Here is an 18,719-nt window from a genome sequence, read left to right on the forward strand (position 1 = left end):
ATAATCGCAATATAAACCAATTGTACACACTATAATATGATATTACAACAAATGAATATATCAATATCTTTATTACACAAAAAATACTGTCAAATTTAAAAAAAGAATTACTTAGAAAAGTTTTGGAAGAATAGTATAAAAAAAAATCTCCCTAAGCAGAATTGGAAGCCTGCAGAGGGAGTAGGTTAACAAATAACAGATTTTGTTAACGGTGCAATATTACGGAATAAATTTAATATTCCACACTATTTTACCTATTTATTTTTTTAATTTATATCAATACACCTTATTATCTTATAAACCAGTGATTTAAAACAGAATACTTTTGAATTATTGATAAAATCTTTTTAGAAAATCACACAAATTCTTGTTCTACTAAATCATTCCTTACTAAAATATCTTCAGATCGATAAGAAACCACTTCATTAGTTGCATTATTACATACTTCAAATGAACTTAACACGCCATTTTTAAAATAATAATTCTTATTTTCTTCTTCCGAAACTTCTATTTTTTTTGTAATTACACCATCACAATAAGTTATTATTGTTTTAACATCATTTTCAGAATACATTTCACTGCAAATCAATCCCTCTTCATCATAAAACTTTGACCATTGCTCATTCAAATTTTGTACACTTTCTAAATTTCCACTTTCATAATATGTAGAGATACTTTGATCAATACTATTCTCAACACGCATAACACGTCCATTTTTATAAAAAGACGTACATATTATATTTTCTTGATTCAATAAATTTACAAATATCTCTGTCTGAGAATCTAATATATCATTTTCACTGAAATAACGAAGACATAATATTTCATTCGTATAATGAAAATTTGATACAATTACGTTGTTAATAGTTAATTCTCCTTTAACGGCAATACCATCTTCAAAAAACAACGCATACTCCATACCATCAACAGTATCTTTAAAATATGATTTACCTACTAACCTATTCTCACTATCTACATTAAACTCCCAATAGTTTGTAGGGGTATCTACAAGATAACTCCCCTCTTTTAAAAAGGCTTCTTCATTATCTGAAAGCACTTGTCTTAATAGATGTCTTTCTTCAGTAGACAAATTATCTACCCCTTTTTCACATAAAAAACTATACTGTACAAAATCTATTACTCTATTTATCTGCACAGGTCGTCCACTTGTAATTGCATCTGTTCTAAAAAAATATAATCCCTTTAAAACACTTCTATCTATACATTGATTTACTCTCTTTTCCATCACAAAATACTTTTGCAATTCTGTTACTTATAATCTTCATCTGAATTAATACTTTATAAGCAGAACCGACTAACATATAATTACAAATATACTATTAAAATACATAAAATAAGAATAATATAGTAAATTTTTCACATATTAAGAACATATTAAATCACAACAAGTAAAATAAAACTAATAAAAATTACCTATATTTTTTTATTAGTAACCTTTTTAAACTATCGTATAATAAAATATTCCTTTATCCTTTAAAAGTAACTAACATTTCACCTACATTTCTTAAAGTAAACTAAAATATACCTTTCATTACTTACATATTTTGTAAATTGCTAACAAATAAAAATCACTCATTTTGAGTAATCAAACTTTATTATAATGACATTGATAGATAATTTAAAATGGAGATATGCAGCTAAAGCATACGATCCTACAAAAAAAGTATCAGAAGAAAACTTACAAAAAATATTAGATGCAATTACATTAGCGCCATCTTCTTCTGGTTTACAGCCATTTAGAATACTTGTAATAGAAAATCAAGATATTAAAAATGAATTAGTTCCATATGCTTTAAATCCAGAATGTGTACGTGATTGTTCTCACGTTATCGTATTTGCAGCTTGGGACAAATACTCTGATGAAAAAATTGATAATGTATATAACTTAATGACCGATATAAAAGGCCTACCAAGAGGGCGTTTTGATAGTTATACAGATTAACTAAAACAATCTTTCAAGGACATCTCAGAGGAAGCTAACTTTGATCATACAGCAAGACAAACTTATATCGCATTAGGAATTGCATTAGCGCAAGCTGCTGAACTTAGAATTGATAGTACACCCGCAGAAGGTTTCAATAATGAAATGATTGACAAAGTATTAGGTCTTAGAGAAAAAGGACTAAAAAGCACGTTGATGATGTATATTGGCTATAGAGATGAAGCAAATGATTGGAATGTTTCATTAAAAAAATCACGTATTCCTCAAGAAGAATTAATTACTCGTTTATAAAATAAAAAGTCGGTTAAATAACTATTTAACCGACTTTTTATTATGCTATAATAACTTAATTTACAACTAAATCATATTGAATAGCTAACTATATATTATTGTTTAATTTGTCTGGCACTTTCTCCCATAAGTAATAATCCTCCAGCAAGCATAATTATATCTTTTAACACCAAGCGCCCTGCTCCTGATAAATAAGGAAAACCATACTGAGGTGTTGGAAAATCACCTCCTAAATTAGGAACATAAACTTCAGGTGTAGTTATTAAAAAAGATAATGTTACCATAGACATTCCTATTGTTAAAAAACCTCCTAATAATCCTATTTTAGGATACCAAACCCCCAATAAAACAAGAATACCAATACTAACTATTACAGTTCCTAATACATAAGAAAATAGATAAGTACCATTTTCTTTATGCCATTCTACATTAGCTTGCACAGTCTTACCTTCTGGATTTTTATGTAAAGTGTAAGAAGCAACTTTCTTTCCCTGCTGATCTTGTTCAACCTTATCGCTATTATGATAAAAGAAACTCATAAATGGACTATTCGTAACGAATGGAACAATACCATCAGCTTCATACTGAAAAGCTTTTAAACCTCCTATCCAAACCATTACTACAAAAATTGCAATACGCATAACATTGAAAAACTGACTTTGCAGTTTAACAAGTTGATCTACTATATTTTTCATCTTTCTTATTTTTAAGCAAAAATATAGTATGATCTATCTCCATAAAATGGATAAAAAGGGAATAAAAATGGACTATTGTGCTACCCTTGAAATACCTACTCTCTCCCGATAGTGCTTAGGCGATGAGCCTACAGCTTTTTTAAAATAACGGCTAAAATAATATTCATCTTCAAAATTAAGAATTGACGCTATTTCTTTTATTGGCTTAGTTGTTAAATGCAATAGTTTCTTCGCTTCCAATATAACACGTTCTTGAATCATAATAGAAGGGCTCTTTCCGTATTGTTTCTTTACTTTCTTGCTTAGTGAATTAACAGATATACTTAATCTATCCGCATAAAAAGAAACTTCGCGTTGTTCAATAAAAAACTGTTCTAACTCATTTTGAAATGTAAAGTCTTCTAACAAAAGAAGCTCCTTGTTTTCTTTAGACTCAATTTCATTTAACTTTTCTTTACTACATAATGCTAACACTAATTGTAGATAACTTTTTAAAATAGGTTCATCGTATTTTGATGGCGCAACTAAAAGATTCTGCATCTTATTAGTAATCATTTTTAATTCTTCAAATAAGCTAACATCTACTCTTATAAAAGGTTCTAAATAAATATTATTGAACAATAAACCATTACACGCTACTTCCTTTTTATGATATTCTATACAGTAAAAATCTCCGTGAAATAGAATCAGTTGATATAGATGTCCTTTTACAATTTCAAAAACTTGAAAAGGTGTTAAAAAAATTACAGTATGATCTTTTGAACAGTAAGGTATCCCATCTACGCTAAAACCGACATCTCCTTTAACAAACAACAAAGCGTATAACGGTGAGTTTTCTATTTTGAAATCCTCATCTTTACTCCCCTTTAAAACCTCAATACCATTCTCTTGCATATAGTTATTTTTTAAACGAACCAAGATCCAACAACCTTTTTAAACTAAAAAAAGAAGAAAAGTTATACATCACTCAAATAAAACTGTAATTTTTATCAAACAACTAATTACAATTATTAAAAGTACAATATACAGGCAATAAGTCAATAAAATATTCATTGTCCACTAACCCTCCAGAGATATCAAATTCTGCACAGAACATTGCCATTGATTCAATCATTACCTCTTTTAAATAAATTGGCAACTCAACACTTACACGCTTCTCAATTAATACTTCATATAATTCTTGTACATTCCTCTCATCATTCGTATCAATCAAACATACTGCAGCTTTATCATAACTCATCGAATTTACATAAGCTATCGTTAAAGACAATACGTCATTTTCAGTAAATTTAAATGTGCTTAGATAAGATGTTATCAATACTCTAACTTCAGCAGTAAGATTTCCTTGTGCATTATTTACTTGAACAAACTCTGATGTTGGCTTACTTTGTTCCTCACCTACTTCTTCAATCGAAAACACTTTGTAATATTGTTTTAAGATATCATAAGCTGTTTGAAGTGATGCTTTTATAAAATCACTTGTAAAATTTTTACTTAAGTATTCTTTTGTTTTAGAAGTTAACCTATCTGATGCCATAATTCTTTTTGATTTTCAAGCACAAACATACTTAATACAAACGGAAGGAAGAGTCTTTTTAAACTATATTTCTTATTCCTTACTTGACACAAATCTACTCGGCTCCATAATATTATCTTTCTTACTATTTCACAACGACAAAGACTACATTTAATACAAGTAAAAACTCTTAAAATAATCATAGTATAAACAAATTTATTAAAAAGATTACTTAAGATAACCACCTCTATATGCCTCCCATAGTTATAACAAAAATTTAAATCAATACAGCAGAATACTCCGTATATTTGCAATTCACTCTACAAAGAGTATTTTTCTTACGCAATTGCGCCTTTTTTTATCATCTGTTTCCGGGGCTACACTAATCAGTGTATGAAACAAAGCTAATCTTTGGTTGCTGCGTATAGATTTTTAATCTGTAAAAATGAATCATTATATTATGGAAGGTCAATTAACAAGCAGAGAACTGCGTATTCAAAAGAAAATAAAAGATTCTGAAACTCACGTTTTTAAAGCTGTATTCCCAGGTCAAACAAATCACCACAACACAATGTTTGGTGGAGCAGTTATGTATATCATGGATGAAATCGCTTTTATGACAGCAACACGCTTTTGTCGTAAGCCTATTGTTACAGTTTCAAGTGACAAGGTAGATTTCAATCATCCTATCCCTGCCGGTACGTTAGTTGAACTAATAGGTACAGTAACTCGTGTAGGTAGAACGAGTTTAGATGTTCGCGTAGATGTATTCGTAGAAAGTATGTATAGAGAAGGACGTGAAAAAGCAATCACTGGATCGTTTACACTTGTTGCTATTAACGAAAGTAAAAGACCTGTTCCTGTATTAGATGAAATAGAAGAATAGTTATTATTCACAATAATACAATCAATATTAATCACTGATTTGTCAGAATACAAATATATAATTGATATTGGAACACAATAATAAAAACAAAAGGACTGCCATTGATGCCAGTCCTTTTGTTTTTATTATACTTATCAAAATGAGATTCTTTAAACATGGTTAGAGAAATGCAATCTCCTTTTATATTTTCAACCTTCTTGAAACAATTATTTTTCGCTACATTTTTTAAATACTTATCTGTTTTATTACAAAATATTCTACAGTTTAAATTACGACATATTTTGACATTATCAAATGTTTTTTATCATATAAATACACTATATTTCATTGTACGTTTATAGTAACTAACAGCAAATAAACAAACTATGTTACATAATTTTAAAATATTCATTATAGCTATTGGAGCTATCATTTTTACAAATTGTAGCACTGAAAACAATAACGATTCCATTGTTCCACCAATAGAAACTATTCCACCAAAACCAGTTGTACCAACTACCCCAGAAGTTCCTAATGAACATAAGGCAACCTATTTATATGAATATATGCATATTGAAGAAAATTATTTTTTTAGAGGTAATTTTTTTAGAAATGACAACGAAAAAATGGACGACATTTTTAAGCAAAAAATTTGGGAACTTACTCCAGATAAAGTTGATATTGAAAATGATCAAGCAACTGTTACCTGGAAGAATAAAACTTCTAAAACATACAAAATAATTTGGAAAAATAATGTAGGGTCTCTTAAAAACTCTATCGACGATATGTCTGATTATATTGTAATGAGTGAAGACAAAAAACAATTTGCCATCTATCTCAACTTATACAACTTTTGGAAATTAGGTAGTACTGAAGAAAATCAAGATAAATCTATTTATTTTAATTACGGCTTGATTTCTTTTAGCGATTTTTACAATAAATTACCTGAGAACTATACAAAAACAGGTCGCTTTATTAGAGCTGCTCTCGTATTTAAATCTACACAGAATTAGTTTTTATTTGATAACTTAATTTCTAAAATTGCTATTTACAGTAATCTAAATATTTTTACACCTCTTTCATCAACATATCAACGAAAACTCTTACAGCTCTCTTTTGATAGCTTCCATTCATCTGAATAATTACTGCTTCGCGCTGCATATTTGTATCTGTGATTGGAATAGCCGTTAAATTCTCTTCTCCACGCACTGTGGCAAGGGTTAATATTGTCTGAAAAGCTCCTACTTTTACCAAGTCAATTACTGTACTTGTATGATTCACTTCTACTGCAATATGAGGGGAAATCTTATATTTCTCAAACTGACGATCTATAAAGTTTCTTGTACTAAATCCCTTGACAGGCATTGCAAGGTTCAACTTCTCTATATCTTTTAATTTGATGCCTGACAACTTTGCCAAAGGTGAATCACTCGCTACAATAAGTGCCATTTCTGATGCAATTAATGGTTCATAATGTAAATTTTCCGTACGCTCTCCATCAAAGAAAGTGAGTGCAAAATCAATTTGCTGGTCTGACAAATACTCTATTAACTCATTGGTAGTTCCAAATGTAACCTCAATCTTCACTCCTGGATAAGCTTGAGCAAACATTTTCAAAGGATTCAATACCAATGATTTTAGTCCCCACGTTAATCCAAAACTCAACACACCTGTTTTCAATTCCGTTAAATCCTCTAACAATGTCATCCCATCTTGCGCAGCTTTAATACTACGTTCTGCGTAAGTAGCAAACATCGCACCTGCCTCAGTCAGTACAATTCGCTTACCAATGCGATTAAACAATGGTTGGCCTAACTCATCCTCTAACTGTTTAATCTGTTGTGAAAGTGTACTCTGAGTGATGTATAATCGTTTTGATGCTTCTGTAAAATTCAGCAATTCCTTAGCTTTCAGAAAATATCTCAGTTGTCGTAACTCCATATGTTAATCGGTTTTATCGATAGATGTAATAGAAAAATTCCGTTTTACTAATATAGAACTTACGCTTAACTTTACAAAAAAAGAAAACTACATGGCGACGACAGCGTATAGCAATGAATTGTCAATGGATAGAGCAGTAAAGGGATCTGTCCGTTATAAAAGGATTAAATGGTGTATTTTTATGGTTGGGGTGTCGGTTTTCGCACAATTGTACAACTATCAGCCACTGTTATCAGATATTACTCATTTTTTCAAAGTTACTCCTGCACAAAGTAGTTACCTTGTTTCTGCATCAACAATGGGAATGGCTTTTGGTTTACTTTTATTTGCATTTATTGCCGATAGCTACCCACGAAAAGAAGTAATGTTATTTTCTTTAGTCACCTCTACCCTTTTGACTCTCGTTTCTGCCTGGATCAGCGATTTTTCTATTTTAGTGAATATCAATTTTATAAAAGGAATCTGTATTTCTGGTGTGTCCGCTGTTACATTGGCATACCTCGCTGAAGAGATTGATCCAAAATATATAGGTACAGCGATTAGTTTTTACTTAGCAGGTAATACCTTTGGTGGAATGTTTGGACGAATTGTAGCAGCGCTAATCAGTGGTTGGTTTGGATGGCAGGTAGCAGTGTTTAGCATCGGTATTATTGCAATTATCATCGCTTTTGTATTTTATATGTTCTTTCCTAATTCATCTTTCTTTACTCCTCAAAAGTTGAACTTACAACACAAATTGACTCAAATGAAGAGCATTTTCCAAAATGTAAAATTACTGGCTATGTATGTGGTTGCAATTTGTTTGATGGGTTCGTTTGTCAGTGTGTATAACTTTCTTGGTTTTAAACTTGAAGCTCCGCCTTACAACCTACCACACTATTTGATTGCCATGATCTTTTTGATGTATGCTTTTGGTATTTTCGGAAATATGATAGCAGGCACACTTTCTGATAAATATTCGCCTAAAAAAATATTATTATCCGCGTTAACAATGATGCTATTGGGAACAATTGCTATGTTTTTGGATAACCTTGTAGTCATCTTATTAGGATTAACATTTTTTACAATTTCCTTTTTCAGTGGACACACCATTGCGAGTCGCGTCGTAACTACTTTAGGACAAGAAGCGAAGAGTTCTGCAACTGCTTTCTACTGGTTCTTTTACTACATCGGATCGAGTGTAATCGGTAGTTCTACAGGAATTTTCGTAAATAAAGGAAATTGGAATGACTTCTTCTTAACCTTGATGGCTTTGTCAATTATTGCCTTGGCAACTACGTTGTACGCTACGCGTAAAAAGTAATGCACCAAAAAGGGAATACGTAAAACGGGAACCGAAATATATGATGCGTCTTTGTAGTTATATACCGTACAATTGTCAATATGTTTTGTAACGTATGCCGTGCGAGCGAATAATAATTAGCATCTACACCAATGATGGGTGATATTCCTGTAAACATCACGTCGGTGGTTGGGTTGCTATTTTTCTCTCAATAAATCGATACTATGCGTCTAACATTTGCAGGCCATAACAAATATATCATTAGAAATAATGCAGTGCAGCTTTTCAAAAAAAAAGAGATGTTTTTCAACATCTCTTATATAATTAAAACCACCCTTTTTTATTAACCTGGTACGTTTGGTAAAACTCCTCATCGGTTTTTGTCAAATAAATAATTCCTTCTATTAATCCCAGAATTGACAATACTCCACAACTACATATACTAATTATCAATTGAATTATTCCTTCTTTAGTATATCCTAAATAGAATTTATGAACTCCCAGAGATCCTAATAATATTCCCAATATACCTGCAATAACCCTCTTGTTTTCTTGTTGTGGCACATTGCTACTTTGTCTTTTTTGTTCCATAATGTTATATATTTTTTAACCAAAAATAACAAAACATCATTGATTAGCAATATTTTAAAAAACAATTTTAACTTATATCAAAAAGAAAAACTTATCAAATAGCCACTTTTTAGCAGTAATAAATCCTGTTCTACCCTTGTAAATAAAGGGCTGACATAAAATTTCATCATCTTTTAAAAAAGTGTGATTTTTATAAAAAAACACTTAATTAATTAGAACCATCCTTTTTTATTCACTTGATATATCTGATAAAATTCCTCATCTGATTTTGTCAAATAAACTATTCCTTCTATTATTCCCAAAATCCCCAAAGTACCACAAGAGAAAAGTGTAATTAATATCTGGATAATTCCTTCTGTGGTATAACCTAAATAAAACTTATGAACTCCCCATGGACCAAGGAAAATTCCCAACAATCCTGCTGCAATTTTCTTGTTGTCAATAGGTGCTCCATTGTTGTTATTTCTGTTGTAATTCCCATAGTTATTACTTCCTTGGTTTGCCGACGAATTACTGTAATGAGACTGTTGACCTTCTTGATTGTTCTCGTTTGGTTGATTTACTAAATGCATAACGTTCTTTTTATACAAATATACAATCTTGCACATTTTGTGCAATTTTTTTTAAAAAACAACTCTAATCCACAGACAACTCTACTCTTTGTTCTTACCAATAAATACATTTTGACACTTTTGCTAATATTATCCTTCAATAGGCCTTAATCTCTACTAAAATCGTACATATTACAAAAAACACCCTTTTGTCCGTAAACAACCATTTTAAACTATTAGGCATAATTTTTAATTTCCAGTAACAGAATCACTTCTCATATTGCTTTTTTTGGCATTTTAACAGTGCTTAACGACAGCATCTTTTTACTCTAATTATTTTATGTATATACATTACTAAAAACGCTTAAAACAACTATGTTGCATTGTCCGTTTTATCTGGCACAGAATAACATCCTAAATAGCACATTTTGTCCGTTTTTTACCTGTTTAAAAGTGATACGTCGAACCGAAATACGTGATACGTGAAAATTGATGCGCAGAGCGAAAATATATAATGCGTGATATGCGTTGTGTCGTATGTCGTATGTCGTACAGGCGAATAATAATTCCCCCCTACATCGGTGGTTGGATGATAATCCAGTAAACATAAATGAAAATGAGAAAAACAGAAAACCGTAGTTTTTCAAAAAGAAAAGATTGAAAGCGCTGCTTCAAAAAAAAAGCCTTTCGTAATGAAAGGCTTTTCTTATTTTTTCAAGATTGATGCGTTACCGCTATGTTTACTTGTCTAAAGACACTAACTCAATTTCAATTAAATCTTTGTGATTTATAGGTTGAACGATTAACTCATTCTTTTTCAACTCTACGATTCTATATTCTTTCTCTCCTCCTTCATCTAAAATCGCTTTAATCACTTTACCGTTTAATTTCCAAGCTCCTTTTTGTTCTTTCAAACTGTATTGATCAATTGCGTGGAATCTATCTCCATCTATACTGATTTCAATTGATGATTTTTGATATGCTGATCTATTTGATGCATGACATTCTTGAGAAAATGCGAAGTGCGCTGCGATCCAGTTTCTTTCTAAGTTAACACTGTTAATTTCCATTTTTGGGTTGACATCAACTATGTTGTTATCATCTGCATTATTACATCCTACAAATAAGAAGTTAGCACTTACTAATAATACCCCTACTACCAAATTCATTAAGCTTTTCATAATCTTGCTTTTTAAAAAATTATACAATTGTTGCAAACACGTTCTTTTCAATTTCTGTTTGCTTTTCCCCCTTATCTTTACATAAATTTAAGACAATTATTTTTAATAAGCTAATTTTAAGTAAAATAATAAGGATTAAAAACTAATTGTATTAAATAATAAAGAATATGAACGTTATAATTAGAATTCTTTGTTGTTATTTCCCCTTCTAATTATACTTCAAATGTACTACTGATTACACCAGATTTATATGATAAAAATCATTGAATTTTCAAGTAAAATAATACAACTTAATTAGTATAGAAACCCAGCAAAATAAGTACCTTAAGGATAGTTAGTTACACTGTGAATTATGATGTAAAAACAGTTTAAAAAAAGTAAAAAAATGTCTGAAATGTCCATTTTAATGTACTCTAACATTTTATTTGAAAAAATATGAAAATATTTGATGTTAAAATTGCATCTTTTTCATCTTTCACCCTGTTCAAAAGCCTCAAATCACAGTAATTCAGTAGTTTTTCTACTACTAAAAGTAGGCTGGTTTTTTGTTTTATTAATTTCTCACTTAATTCTTATTTTTTCTGCACTAAAAGGCTGCGAAATAATCCCCTTTCCCCCCCTTCCTTTCTAAATTCATTCTTTTTTCTTCTCTAAATAATTTTTTATAGCACTTCTCAGTATAGAAACAATAGTTTGGCTTGGATTTTGCATATAGCCTTATAACGAAAATTATCTTATTCATTGGCTTTATAAGCGTAAAGCAGTGAATTTAAAAAAAAAGAGAACCGCTATGCTTCAAAAACTATTCAGATTTTTTATTAACTTGACTATACTTCGTCAAAAATGCCTTGTTGTACCATGTGCACAGGATCTTTACATAGTAGCTGTTAGTAAAATTGTTCATCTGATCAAGTTTTTGCATTTGAAACGCTATCGAGTATTCAACATCTATTTGGCGAATATAACGCACCCTCTCGTTCGTAAACCTATTGTAACTTATACTTCTGACTTTTGTGTTACTCCGTATGAACGAAAGTTCTTTTGTAGATTGAGTGTGTTTCGCCTATAATATTCTTTATTGGTTAAACTAAACTCGCCAAACATCGTGTATCGGTTTTATATTCTTACACAAAACTATCTTACTTTACTCCTACTTGCTTGAAATGACTGTGAACTGCACAAAAGGGATAGCCTGGAGTTGGTAACGAATGTATAATCCTTTCAAAAAGACTTTAAGTTTCACTATACCGTATTTTGTTTTTAAGCTTTTCATAAACAATCCCCCTTTTCACCACGGTTAGCTTGAAAAATTGTAGTCTGAATATTTCCCTTGAAATGGATCTATGTCGTTTCAGTATGAGTTGATTAATACTGTAATGCTGGTACGCCTATCTGTTCTTATGGACACGATTTGATGAACTGATAAAGTAACCTTTAAGCAATTGCGATCTTGTAGCTTTTATTAATCTTGTTTTTTCCTTTCCCCCGAACGGAAAATGAAGTAATAAAATTAATACGTTGAATTACCCCAATGGGTACTCCCATACAATTCTTCGGCACAACTAACCTCTTATCCCCCGATCAACAGATTCCATTGCATCAATGGCTAACTGCTTATTGTTTGTATAATCGTTATGTGGTGAACATTAGTTTGTTTGCTTAGTCGATATCGGCAATTAAACAAAGCGGTCTTACTGGTGAATGTATCAATAAGAAACTCTTTTGTTATGGTTTCTTGTTACGTAAAAGCACACATTAACGACATAAGTTTGTTTGGAAATTTATTAGAGTATCACATAAAATTATGCATACTTGCTATACAGTACCTTTTATTTTACACTCTTGTAAATGGGGGTATGAAGAGTTATTTTTTTTATAAGTGATTTTCTTCTATGACTTTTTATCTTGTCAAAGAACAAAATTTCATATGAGCATAGACTATACAGTAAATATTTGATTTCGGATTGGATACTTTTTATTGGGAATCGGCGTACTTTCCAAACGTACTTTTATTTGATATATTTCACTCCTTATATATATAGGTGCAAATATTGCTTTTACGTTATATATATACGTGTAAATACAATAAGCTACTCCTTATATATATATGTGTAAATACTACAAGCTACTCTTTATATATATGTGTAAACACTACAAGCCACTCCCTATACATATATATGTGCAAATACAATAAGCTACTCCTTATATATATATGTATAAATACTACAAGCTACTCTTTATATATATGTGTAAACACTACAAGCTACTCCTTATACATATGTGTAAACACTACAAGCTACTCCTTATATATATGTGTAAACACTACAAGCTACTCCTTATATATATACGTGTAACTATAAATACCTTGCGTTAGAATTTAGATCTTTAGAACTATACTTACCTATCTTATGACACGTTATATCTCCTGTTATTTACCAATTATCTACCATTGTTTTAACAAGTAAATTTGTTTATAATTACTCTTATTTCCTCTAATTAAACAAAAGAACTTGTTTCATTCTCACCTTATTGTTTCATTATATTGGCTTAAGACATATTCTGCTGATTAACAATAAATTAAATTAACAAAAAATACTATGAGTCATTTTATTGGATTTTAAAATACTTTTATTTTTATCACTAAAATTGTAATATTACACAGCGAAACACGTAATAATTGACGTGTTAGTTGGGGGGAGGTAAACAGATAAACTGACAGTCAAATCACAAGAATACACAAACTACAATACAAATGGAATATGCAATGTCGAGATGAAAAGTATCTCGTTTGTACTGATAAACTCGGAGTCGAATTATATCAATAAAAAAAGGATTCTATGCCTTTTAAACATCCCCATATTTAAAAGTATAGAATCCTTTTATAAAAACAACAGTGGCATTTGTTTCAATGCCCATACCCAAGAATCAGCTTGTGGTATGCCATTAATAAATTATCCATACAGAGTATAAAACCTCGACTACACCTCCTCTAATGCTTGGAAAATAGTAGTATATATATGGTTTAGTTCTTCATTTGTTACACAATAAGGAGGCAACAAATAAATGATATTTCCAAGAGGACGTAGCAATATTCCCTTGTTTAAGAAATACGCATACAACCTGTCGTGAATATCATCAAAGTAACTTGTGGTGTTGCCGGTTTTCCACTCTAAAGCGAGGATAGTACCGGTTTGTCTTACACATTTCACCTTCTCGTGCTGCTGCAACTTGTCGGCAAATGCTTTATGTTGTGCTACTATTCGGGCAATATCATCTTGCGTTTCTGGTCGTAATAACAAGTCTAAACTTGCCACTGCCGCTGTACAAGCAAGGGGACTCGCTGTAAACGAGTGTCCGTGGAATAGCGCTTTGTCTTTTTCTTCTGAGTAAAAAGCATCATATATTTCATTGGTACAAGTGGTTAGCCCCAACGGCATTGTTCCTCCTGTTAGTCCTTTTGAAAAACACATTACATCTGGCTTTTCTGTCAAATGGTCTGCTGCAAACAATTTCCCTGTACGACCGAAACCAACGAATATCTCGTCTTGAATCATCAATACATTCTTAGAACGGCAGTAGGTCATCAGTTCACTCAAGCACTCACTCTCGTGCATCAACATTCCTGCCGCTCCTTGTACTAAAGGTTCGTACACAAAACAAGCAATGTCGTCTGCGTGTTGATCAATGATGCGTTTGTTGGCTTCGAAGTTCTCCTTAGTTGGCACGTCGATGAAAATAACCTCAAACAACATAGCCCCAAAAGGGTCTGTCCATATTCCCCTTCCACTCACAGACATCGCTCCAAACGTGTCGCCGTGGTAAGCGTTTTTAAAAGCCAACACCTTATTACGCTTTTGTTTTTTGTTGAACCAGTATTGAATACACATCTTCAGTCCGACTTCAATTGCCGTCGATCCGTTGTCTGTATAAAATACCTTTTGCTGATTATTAGGCAATAACGCCAATAATCGCTCTGATAATTCAATGGCTGGTTTGTGGGTAAACCCCGCAAAAATAACCTGCTCTAAAGTGGACAACTGCTCACTTACTTTTTGGGCAATGTACGGATGTGAATGTCCGTGAAGCGTTACCCACCAAGAAGAAACAGCGTCTATATAACTCTTGCCATCGCTGTCTGTTAGGTAAACTCCCTTTGCACTGACAATCGGAATGATGTGTTCCGCTGTTTTCATTTGTGTATAAGGGTGCCAGTTGACAGCTTTGTCTCTTAATCGTAATTCATTATTCATGGCATGCTTTTTTGCTGCTTACCATTGGTGTTAATCCAAATTTCTCCAATAGTGTTTTATCCTTTGTCAAACTTGGGTTTGGCGTTACTAACAACGTCTCATTTTCTCCTGAAAACATTGAGTTTGCCCCTGCCATGAAACACATCGCTTGTTCGAACTCATCCATTTCAATACGGCCTGCACTTAGGCGTACCATTGTTTCTGGCATAATGATTCGCGCTGTAGCAATCATTCTAACCATATCCGTTGTATCTACCTTAGGCATGTCTTCCATTGGCGTACCTTTTACACGTACTAAAGCGTTAATTGGCACTGATTCTGGGTGTTTCTCCATATTTGCCAACGTCATTAACATTGAAATACGGTCGCTATCATTCTCCCCTAATCCGATGATTCCACCAGAACAAACAGTGATTCCTGCTTTTCTCACGTTCTGAATAGTGTCGGTACGGTTGCTGAACTTACGCGTTGAAATGATGTTGTCATAGTTTTCACTTGACGTATCTATATTGTGGTTATAAGCGTGTAATCCCGCTTCTTGAAGGCGAATTGCCTGTTCTTCTGTTAACATTCCAAGAGTACAACAAACTTCTAAGCCCATTTCATTTACTCCTTTTACCATGTCGATTACTTTGTCGAAGTCCTTGTTATCTCTCACTTCACGCCACGCAGCAGCCATACAGAATCGAGATGATCCGTTGTCTTTTGCTTTTTGTGCGTGTGATAAAACCGTATCTACTGGCAACAAGCGTTGTACTTTAATATCTGTTTGATATCTCGCTGCTTGCCCGCAGTATGAACAGTCCTCAGGACAACCTCCCGTTTTGATTGACAATAAGGTACTTACTTGAACTTCGTTTTTTGGGTGGTACGCTCTGTGAACGGTTGCCGCTTGGTAAACTAATTCTAATAAAGGCGTGTCGTATATGGCCTGAATCTCCTCTTTTGTCCAATCGTGACGGATAGTCGCTATAGTGTGGTTGTCTTTCATTGTCGCTGTTATTTAAACATTTGCAACAAAAATATTAGTTCAACTCCTGACTTCGGTAGTCCGGTTTTGAAACAGCAACTAAGCCACTAATTAATGGACTTATCTACACCTTGTGATTTCAATTATGATATTTTATCATTATTCACACATTAAATGAAAAAATTATATTACAAATAGTAATTTATAGCACATTTTTTGCTTAAATAAAAATAAGTTATAGTATAAATTAACAGAGTGTCCTATTTTAAAATAATTCTATAGTAGTATAATTAATTTTATACCAACAGATACTCCTATTTCTTAAAGTTATCTTATAATTGCACTCTTTTAAACAATAAATATAATTAATTGTAGTTTTATTATTTTAAAAAAAGAAATTTCACTTTACCATTTTTATAACTATGTTGAAAAACGCTTCGTTTTACAAACCTTTTAAATACTTGATTGGCTTATACTTGCTGATTAATTTTGTATTGAGAATTGTTTTAATTGTTCACCCAATTACTTCGTCATCTTTTAGCGTGGGCGAATTGATGTCTATTTTTGTGATTGGTGCAATTAGAGATATGACGATTTTTATAATCGCTTACCTGATTTTTTGGTTGTATTTTATCTTTTTGTCGAATGATAAATACAAAAAACCGTTTGGTTATATCCTCTTTGCTCTGCTTGTAGGGCTTTGGGCGTGGGTAACGTTTGGCAAGACAATTTTGAATGAATACGGTGGTGTGCTACCGGAGATTGGAATTATTTTCTTGTCGATAAAGACTGTGATGTTTGGTCTTTGCTTGTTTTTACCTCAACAGAGAACAGCAATTAGAAAAGTAAACTACGCTTTTGTTATTTTCTTGTTTGTACTGATTTTAGTGCAAAACTCCGTGAGCGAGTTCTTTTTCTGGAACGAATTTGGTGTGCGTTTTAACTTTATTGCAGTGGACTATTTAGTGTACACCAATGAGGTAATTGGAAATATTATGGAGTCGTATCCTGTGGTTCCTCTGTTTGCGGGAGTTGGATTGGTTACGGTTTTGTGTACGTATTTCATTTACAGAAAAACAAATGACAGCGTGATCAACATTGCTACGTTGTCACAAAAAATAAAATATAGTGGTATTTATATTGCCGCGGTAGCTTTGGCTTTATGGGCAACACCTTGGATAATGAAACAGCAACAAAAGGATAATATCTTTACTTCTGAGTTGGCAAGTAACGGGGTGTATAAATTTTACAGTGCGTTTACGAATAGTGTGTTAGACTATTTTCAGTTTTACAACACGGTGCCTGAGGATACTGTGGTGAAGAATATGAAGCAGTTTTACCCTTCTTATACTGGTGGGGAGTCTTTGTTGCGAGAGATTAAAGGCGACTCTACTATGCAAAAGAAAAATGTGGTGCTGATTAGTATCGAGAGTTATAGTGCGGATTTCTTGTCGTTTTATGGTAATGACAAAAAGTTGACGCCTTTCTTGGATAGTTTAGCTACAAAGAGTTTGTTTTTCACTAATGTGTATGCAACGGGTAATAGAACAGTGCGTGGTTTGGAGGCTATGACTATGTGTATTCCGCCTTCACCTGGTGAGAGTGTGGTGAAACGCGTGGACAATAAGGACAAGTTTACAACGGGTTCTGTGTTTGCTAAAAACGGATATGAAACGAAGTACTTGTATGGTGGGGATGCGTATTTTGATAATATGCGCGACTACTATGGCTGTAATGGATATGCTATTGTGGATAAGTCGGCTTTTAAGCCAGAGGAGATTACGTTTGAAAACATCTGGGGTGTTTGTGATGAGGATATGTTTAACAAGGCGATTACGGTGATGAATGAGGAACACGCTACTGGGAAGCCTTTCTTTAATCAGATTATGACGGTGAGTAACCACCGCCCATTTACGTATCCGGAGGGAGTATTAGATGTGTCTGACTTGTCGAGTGGTCGTGATAAAGGGGTTCGTTATACAGATTATGCTATTGGACAGTTCTTCAAAATGGCGGCTAAGCAACCGTGGTTTGAGAATACGGTGTTTGTTATTATGGCAGACCACTGTGCATCAAGTGCTGGTAAAACACAGTTACCGCTTGATAAATACCGCATTCCGGCTATGATATACGCACCAAATGGGGTGCCTGCACAACAGTTTGATAAGGTGATGTCGCAGATTGACGTGATGCCTACGCTACTTGGTTTGCTTAACTTTAGTTATGAGTCTAAGTTCTTTGGTACGAATGTATTGGCAGAAGATTATATTCCGCGTGCTTTTATTGCTACTTACCAAGATTTGGGGTATATTAGAGATAATACGCTTACGATATTGAGTGCTAACAGAAATGTGAACCAGTTTGTGTTTACCCCTGGGGCAATTAACAATCCGATTATTCCGCTGGTTAAGAGTCCGAAGTTGAATCAAAAGTATGTCGATGAGGCAGTTTCGTTTTATCAGTTTACTGCGAAACAACTTGAGAAGAGTGCTTATAATAAGTTTTAAGTTAATATTTGTTTATATAACCGGTTTGCAGTTTACCTACTGTGAGCCGGTTTTTTTGTATTATTTAAAAATGATTACCTATTCTAAAAACTCTATAACCTTACTAAAAATGAAAC

Annotated in this window: 16 protein-coding genes; 6 read left to right on the forward strand and 10 right to left on the reverse strand. The window is 32.6% G+C overall.

Translation table 11 applies throughout. The features are described from left to right. Positions 1 to 355: 355 nt before the first annotated feature. The gene (locus tag GQS07_RS12435; protein WP_158211105.1) at positions 356 to 1,246 is read right to left on the reverse strand and encodes a hypothetical protein; all 891 of its coding nucleotides are present in this window, start codon (positions 1,244 to 1,246) and stop codon (positions 356 to 358) included. 375 nt (positions 1,247 to 1,621) lie between these two features. Between GQS07_RS12435 and GQS07_RS13830 the strand changes: the two genes are divergently transcribed. Together GQS07_RS13830 and GQS07_RS13835 are read left to right on the forward strand one after the other, a co-directional pair. Further along, a complete protein-coding gene (locus GQS07_RS13830) occupies positions 1,622 to 1,963 on the forward strand; it encodes a nitroreductase family protein (RefSeq protein WP_317165329.1) in 342 nt (113 codons plus the stop codon). A 21-nt stretch (positions 1,964 to 1,984) separates the two neighbouring features. Beyond that, positions 1,985 to 2,254 carry a nitroreductase family protein gene (locus tag GQS07_RS13835; protein ID WP_317165332.1) on the forward strand — a complete coding sequence of 90 codons (270 nt, stop codon included), beginning with the start codon at positions 1,985 to 1,987 and terminating at the stop codon, positions 2,252 to 2,254. Positions 2,255 to 2,349: 95 nt separating this feature from the next. Here the strand turns inward: GQS07_RS13835 and GQS07_RS12445 are convergent, their stop codons facing one another. The 3 genes from GQS07_RS12445 to GQS07_RS12455 form a co-directional block, all read right to left on the reverse strand. Further along, positions 2,350 to 2,949, reverse strand: a complete 600-nt coding sequence (locus GQS07_RS12445) for a DUF417 family protein (protein WP_158211106.1) — start codon at positions 2,947 to 2,949, stop codon at positions 2,350 to 2,352. Positions 2,950 to 3,021: 72 nt separating this feature from the next. Further along, complete coding sequence (locus GQS07_RS12450; RefSeq protein WP_158211107.1) at positions 3,022 to 3,843, reverse strand: helix-turn-helix domain-containing protein; 822 nt, start codon at positions 3,841 to 3,843, stop codon at positions 3,022 to 3,024. 103 nt (positions 3,844 to 3,946) lie between these two features. Next, positions 3,947 to 4,486: a hypothetical protein gene (locus tag GQS07_RS12455; RefSeq protein ID WP_158211108.1), complete on the reverse strand. Its 540-nt coding sequence runs from the start codon at positions 4,484 to 4,486 to the stop codon at positions 3,947 to 3,949. Positions 4,487 to 4,925: 439 nt separating this feature from the next. Between GQS07_RS12455 and GQS07_RS12460 the strand changes: the two genes are divergently transcribed. After that, positions 4,926 to 5,351: an acyl-CoA thioesterase gene (locus GQS07_RS12460; RefSeq protein WP_158211379.1), complete on the forward strand. Its 426-nt coding sequence runs from the start codon at positions 4,926 to 4,928 to the stop codon at positions 5,349 to 5,351. 365 nt (positions 5,352 to 5,716) lie between these two features. Further along, positions 5,717 to 6,343 (forward strand): hypothetical protein, encoded by a 627-nt coding sequence (locus GQS07_RS12465; RefSeq protein ID WP_158211109.1) that lies wholly within the window; start codon positions 5,717 to 5,719, stop codon positions 6,341 to 6,343. Positions 6,344 to 6,398: 55 nt separating this feature from the next. Here the strand turns inward: GQS07_RS12465 and GQS07_RS12470 are convergent, their stop codons facing one another. Further along, on the reverse strand, positions 6,399 to 7,271 hold the full coding sequence (locus GQS07_RS12470; protein ID WP_158211110.1) for a LysR substrate-binding domain-containing protein: 873 nt from the start codon (positions 7,269 to 7,271) through the stop codon (positions 6,399 to 6,401). 91 nt (positions 7,272 to 7,362) lie between these two features. On the opposite strand from GQS07_RS12470, the gene GQS07_RS12475 reads away from it, so the two are divergent. Then, positions 7,363 to 8,574 (forward strand): MFS transporter, encoded by a 1,212-nt coding sequence (locus GQS07_RS12475; RefSeq protein ID WP_158211111.1) that lies wholly within the window; start codon positions 7,363 to 7,365, stop codon positions 8,572 to 8,574. 303 nt (positions 8,575 to 8,877) lie between these two features. On the opposite strand, the gene GQS07_RS12480 is transcribed toward GQS07_RS12475, so the two are convergent. The 5 genes from GQS07_RS12480 to bioB all read right to left on the reverse strand — a co-directional run bounded on the left by GQS07_RS12480 (position 8,878) and on the right by bioB (position 16,117). Continuing rightward, a complete protein-coding gene (locus GQS07_RS12480; protein ID WP_158211112.1) occupies positions 8,878 to 9,144 on the reverse strand; it encodes a TM2 domain-containing protein in 267 nt (88 codons plus the stop codon). 212 nt (positions 9,145 to 9,356) lie between these two features. Then, positions 9,357 to 9,587, reverse strand: a complete 231-nt coding sequence (locus tag GQS07_RS13795) for a TM2 domain-containing protein (RefSeq protein ID WP_262885460.1) — start codon at positions 9,585 to 9,587, stop codon at positions 9,357 to 9,359. An 848-nt stretch (positions 9,588 to 10,435) separates the two neighbouring features. After that, positions 10,436 to 10,876 (reverse strand): lipocalin family protein, encoded by a 441-nt coding sequence (locus GQS07_RS12490; RefSeq protein ID WP_158211114.1) that lies wholly within the window; start codon positions 10,874 to 10,876, stop codon positions 10,436 to 10,438. A gap of 2,978 nt (positions 10,877 to 13,854) precedes the next feature. Further along, positions 13,855 to 15,126, reverse strand: coding sequence for an adenosylmethionine--8-amino-7-oxononanoate transaminase (bioA, locus tag GQS07_RS12495; protein WP_158211115.1), 1,272 nt, complete (start codon positions 15,124 to 15,126; stop codon positions 13,855 to 13,857). Beyond that, on the reverse strand, positions 15,119 to 16,117 hold the full coding sequence (gene bioB, locus GQS07_RS12500; protein WP_158211116.1) for a biotin synthase BioB: 999 nt from the start codon (positions 16,115 to 16,117) through the stop codon (positions 15,119 to 15,121). Before bioB ends, bioA begins: the two co-directional genes overlap by 8 nt. 401 nt (positions 16,118 to 16,518) lie before the next feature. On the opposite strand from bioB, the gene GQS07_RS12505 reads away from it, so the two are divergent. Continuing rightward, positions 16,519 to 18,603, forward strand: a complete 2,085-nt coding sequence (locus tag GQS07_RS12505; RefSeq protein ID WP_158211117.1) for an alkaline phosphatase family protein — start codon at positions 16,519 to 16,521, stop codon at positions 18,601 to 18,603. The last annotated feature ends 116 nt before the right edge of the window (positions 18,604 to 18,719 follow it).

The sequence above is a fragment of the Myroides phaeus genome, assembly GCF_009799805.1.
Lineage (GTDB): Bacteria > Bacteroidota > Bacteroidia > Flavobacteriales > Flavobacteriaceae > Flavobacterium > Flavobacterium phaeum_A.

Excerpts from the sequence above, each read along its gene's own strand:
- GQS07_RS12435 (WP_158211105.1), bottom strand. The coding sequence starts at position 1,246 with ATGGAAAAGAGAGTAAATCAATGTATAGATAGAAGTGTTTTAAAGGGA.
- GQS07_RS13830 (WP_317165329.1), top strand. The coding sequence starts at position 1,622 with ATGACATTGATAGATAATTTAAAATGGAGATATGCAGCTAAAGCATAC.
- GQS07_RS12445 (WP_158211106.1), bottom strand. The coding sequence starts at position 2,949 with ATGAAAAATATAGTAGATCAACTTGTTAAACTGCAAAGTCAGTTTTTC.
- GQS07_RS12450 (WP_158211107.1), bottom strand. The coding sequence starts at position 3,843 with ATGCAAGAGAATGGTATTGAGGTTTTAAAGGGGAGTAAAGATGAGGAT.
- GQS07_RS12455 (WP_158211108.1), bottom strand. The coding sequence starts at position 4,486 with ATGGCATCAGATAGGTTAACTTCTAAAACAAAAGAATACTTAAGTAAA.
- GQS07_RS12460 (WP_158211379.1), top strand. The coding sequence starts at position 4,926 with ATGGAAGGTCAATTAACAAGCAGAGAACTGCGTATTCAAAAGAAAATA.
- GQS07_RS12465 (WP_158211109.1), top strand. The coding sequence starts at position 5,717 with ATGTTACATAATTTTAAAATATTCATTATAGCTATTGGAGCTATCATT.
- GQS07_RS12470 (WP_158211110.1), bottom strand. The coding sequence starts at position 7,271 with ATGGAGTTACGACAACTGAGATATTTTCTGAAAGCTAAGGAATTGCTG.
- GQS07_RS12475 (WP_158211111.1), top strand. The coding sequence starts at position 7,363 with ATGGCGACGACAGCGTATAGCAATGAATTGTCAATGGATAGAGCAGTA.
- GQS07_RS12480 (WP_158211112.1), bottom strand. The coding sequence starts at position 9,144 with ATGGAACAAAAAAGACAAAGTAGCAATGTGCCACAACAAGAAAACAAG.
- GQS07_RS12490 (WP_158211114.1), bottom strand. The coding sequence starts at position 10,876 with ATGAAAAGCTTAATGAATTTGGTAGTAGGGGTATTATTAGTAAGTGCT.
- bioA (WP_158211115.1), bottom strand. The coding sequence starts at position 15,126 with ATGAATAATGAATTACGATTAAGAGACAAAGCTGTCAACTGGCACCCT.
- bioB (WP_158211116.1), bottom strand. The coding sequence starts at position 16,117 with ATGAAAGACAACCACACTATAGCGACTATCCGTCACGATTGGACAAAA.
- GQS07_RS12505 (WP_158211117.1), top strand. The coding sequence starts at position 16,519 with ATGTTGAAAAACGCTTCGTTTTACAAACCTTTTAAATACTTGATTGGC.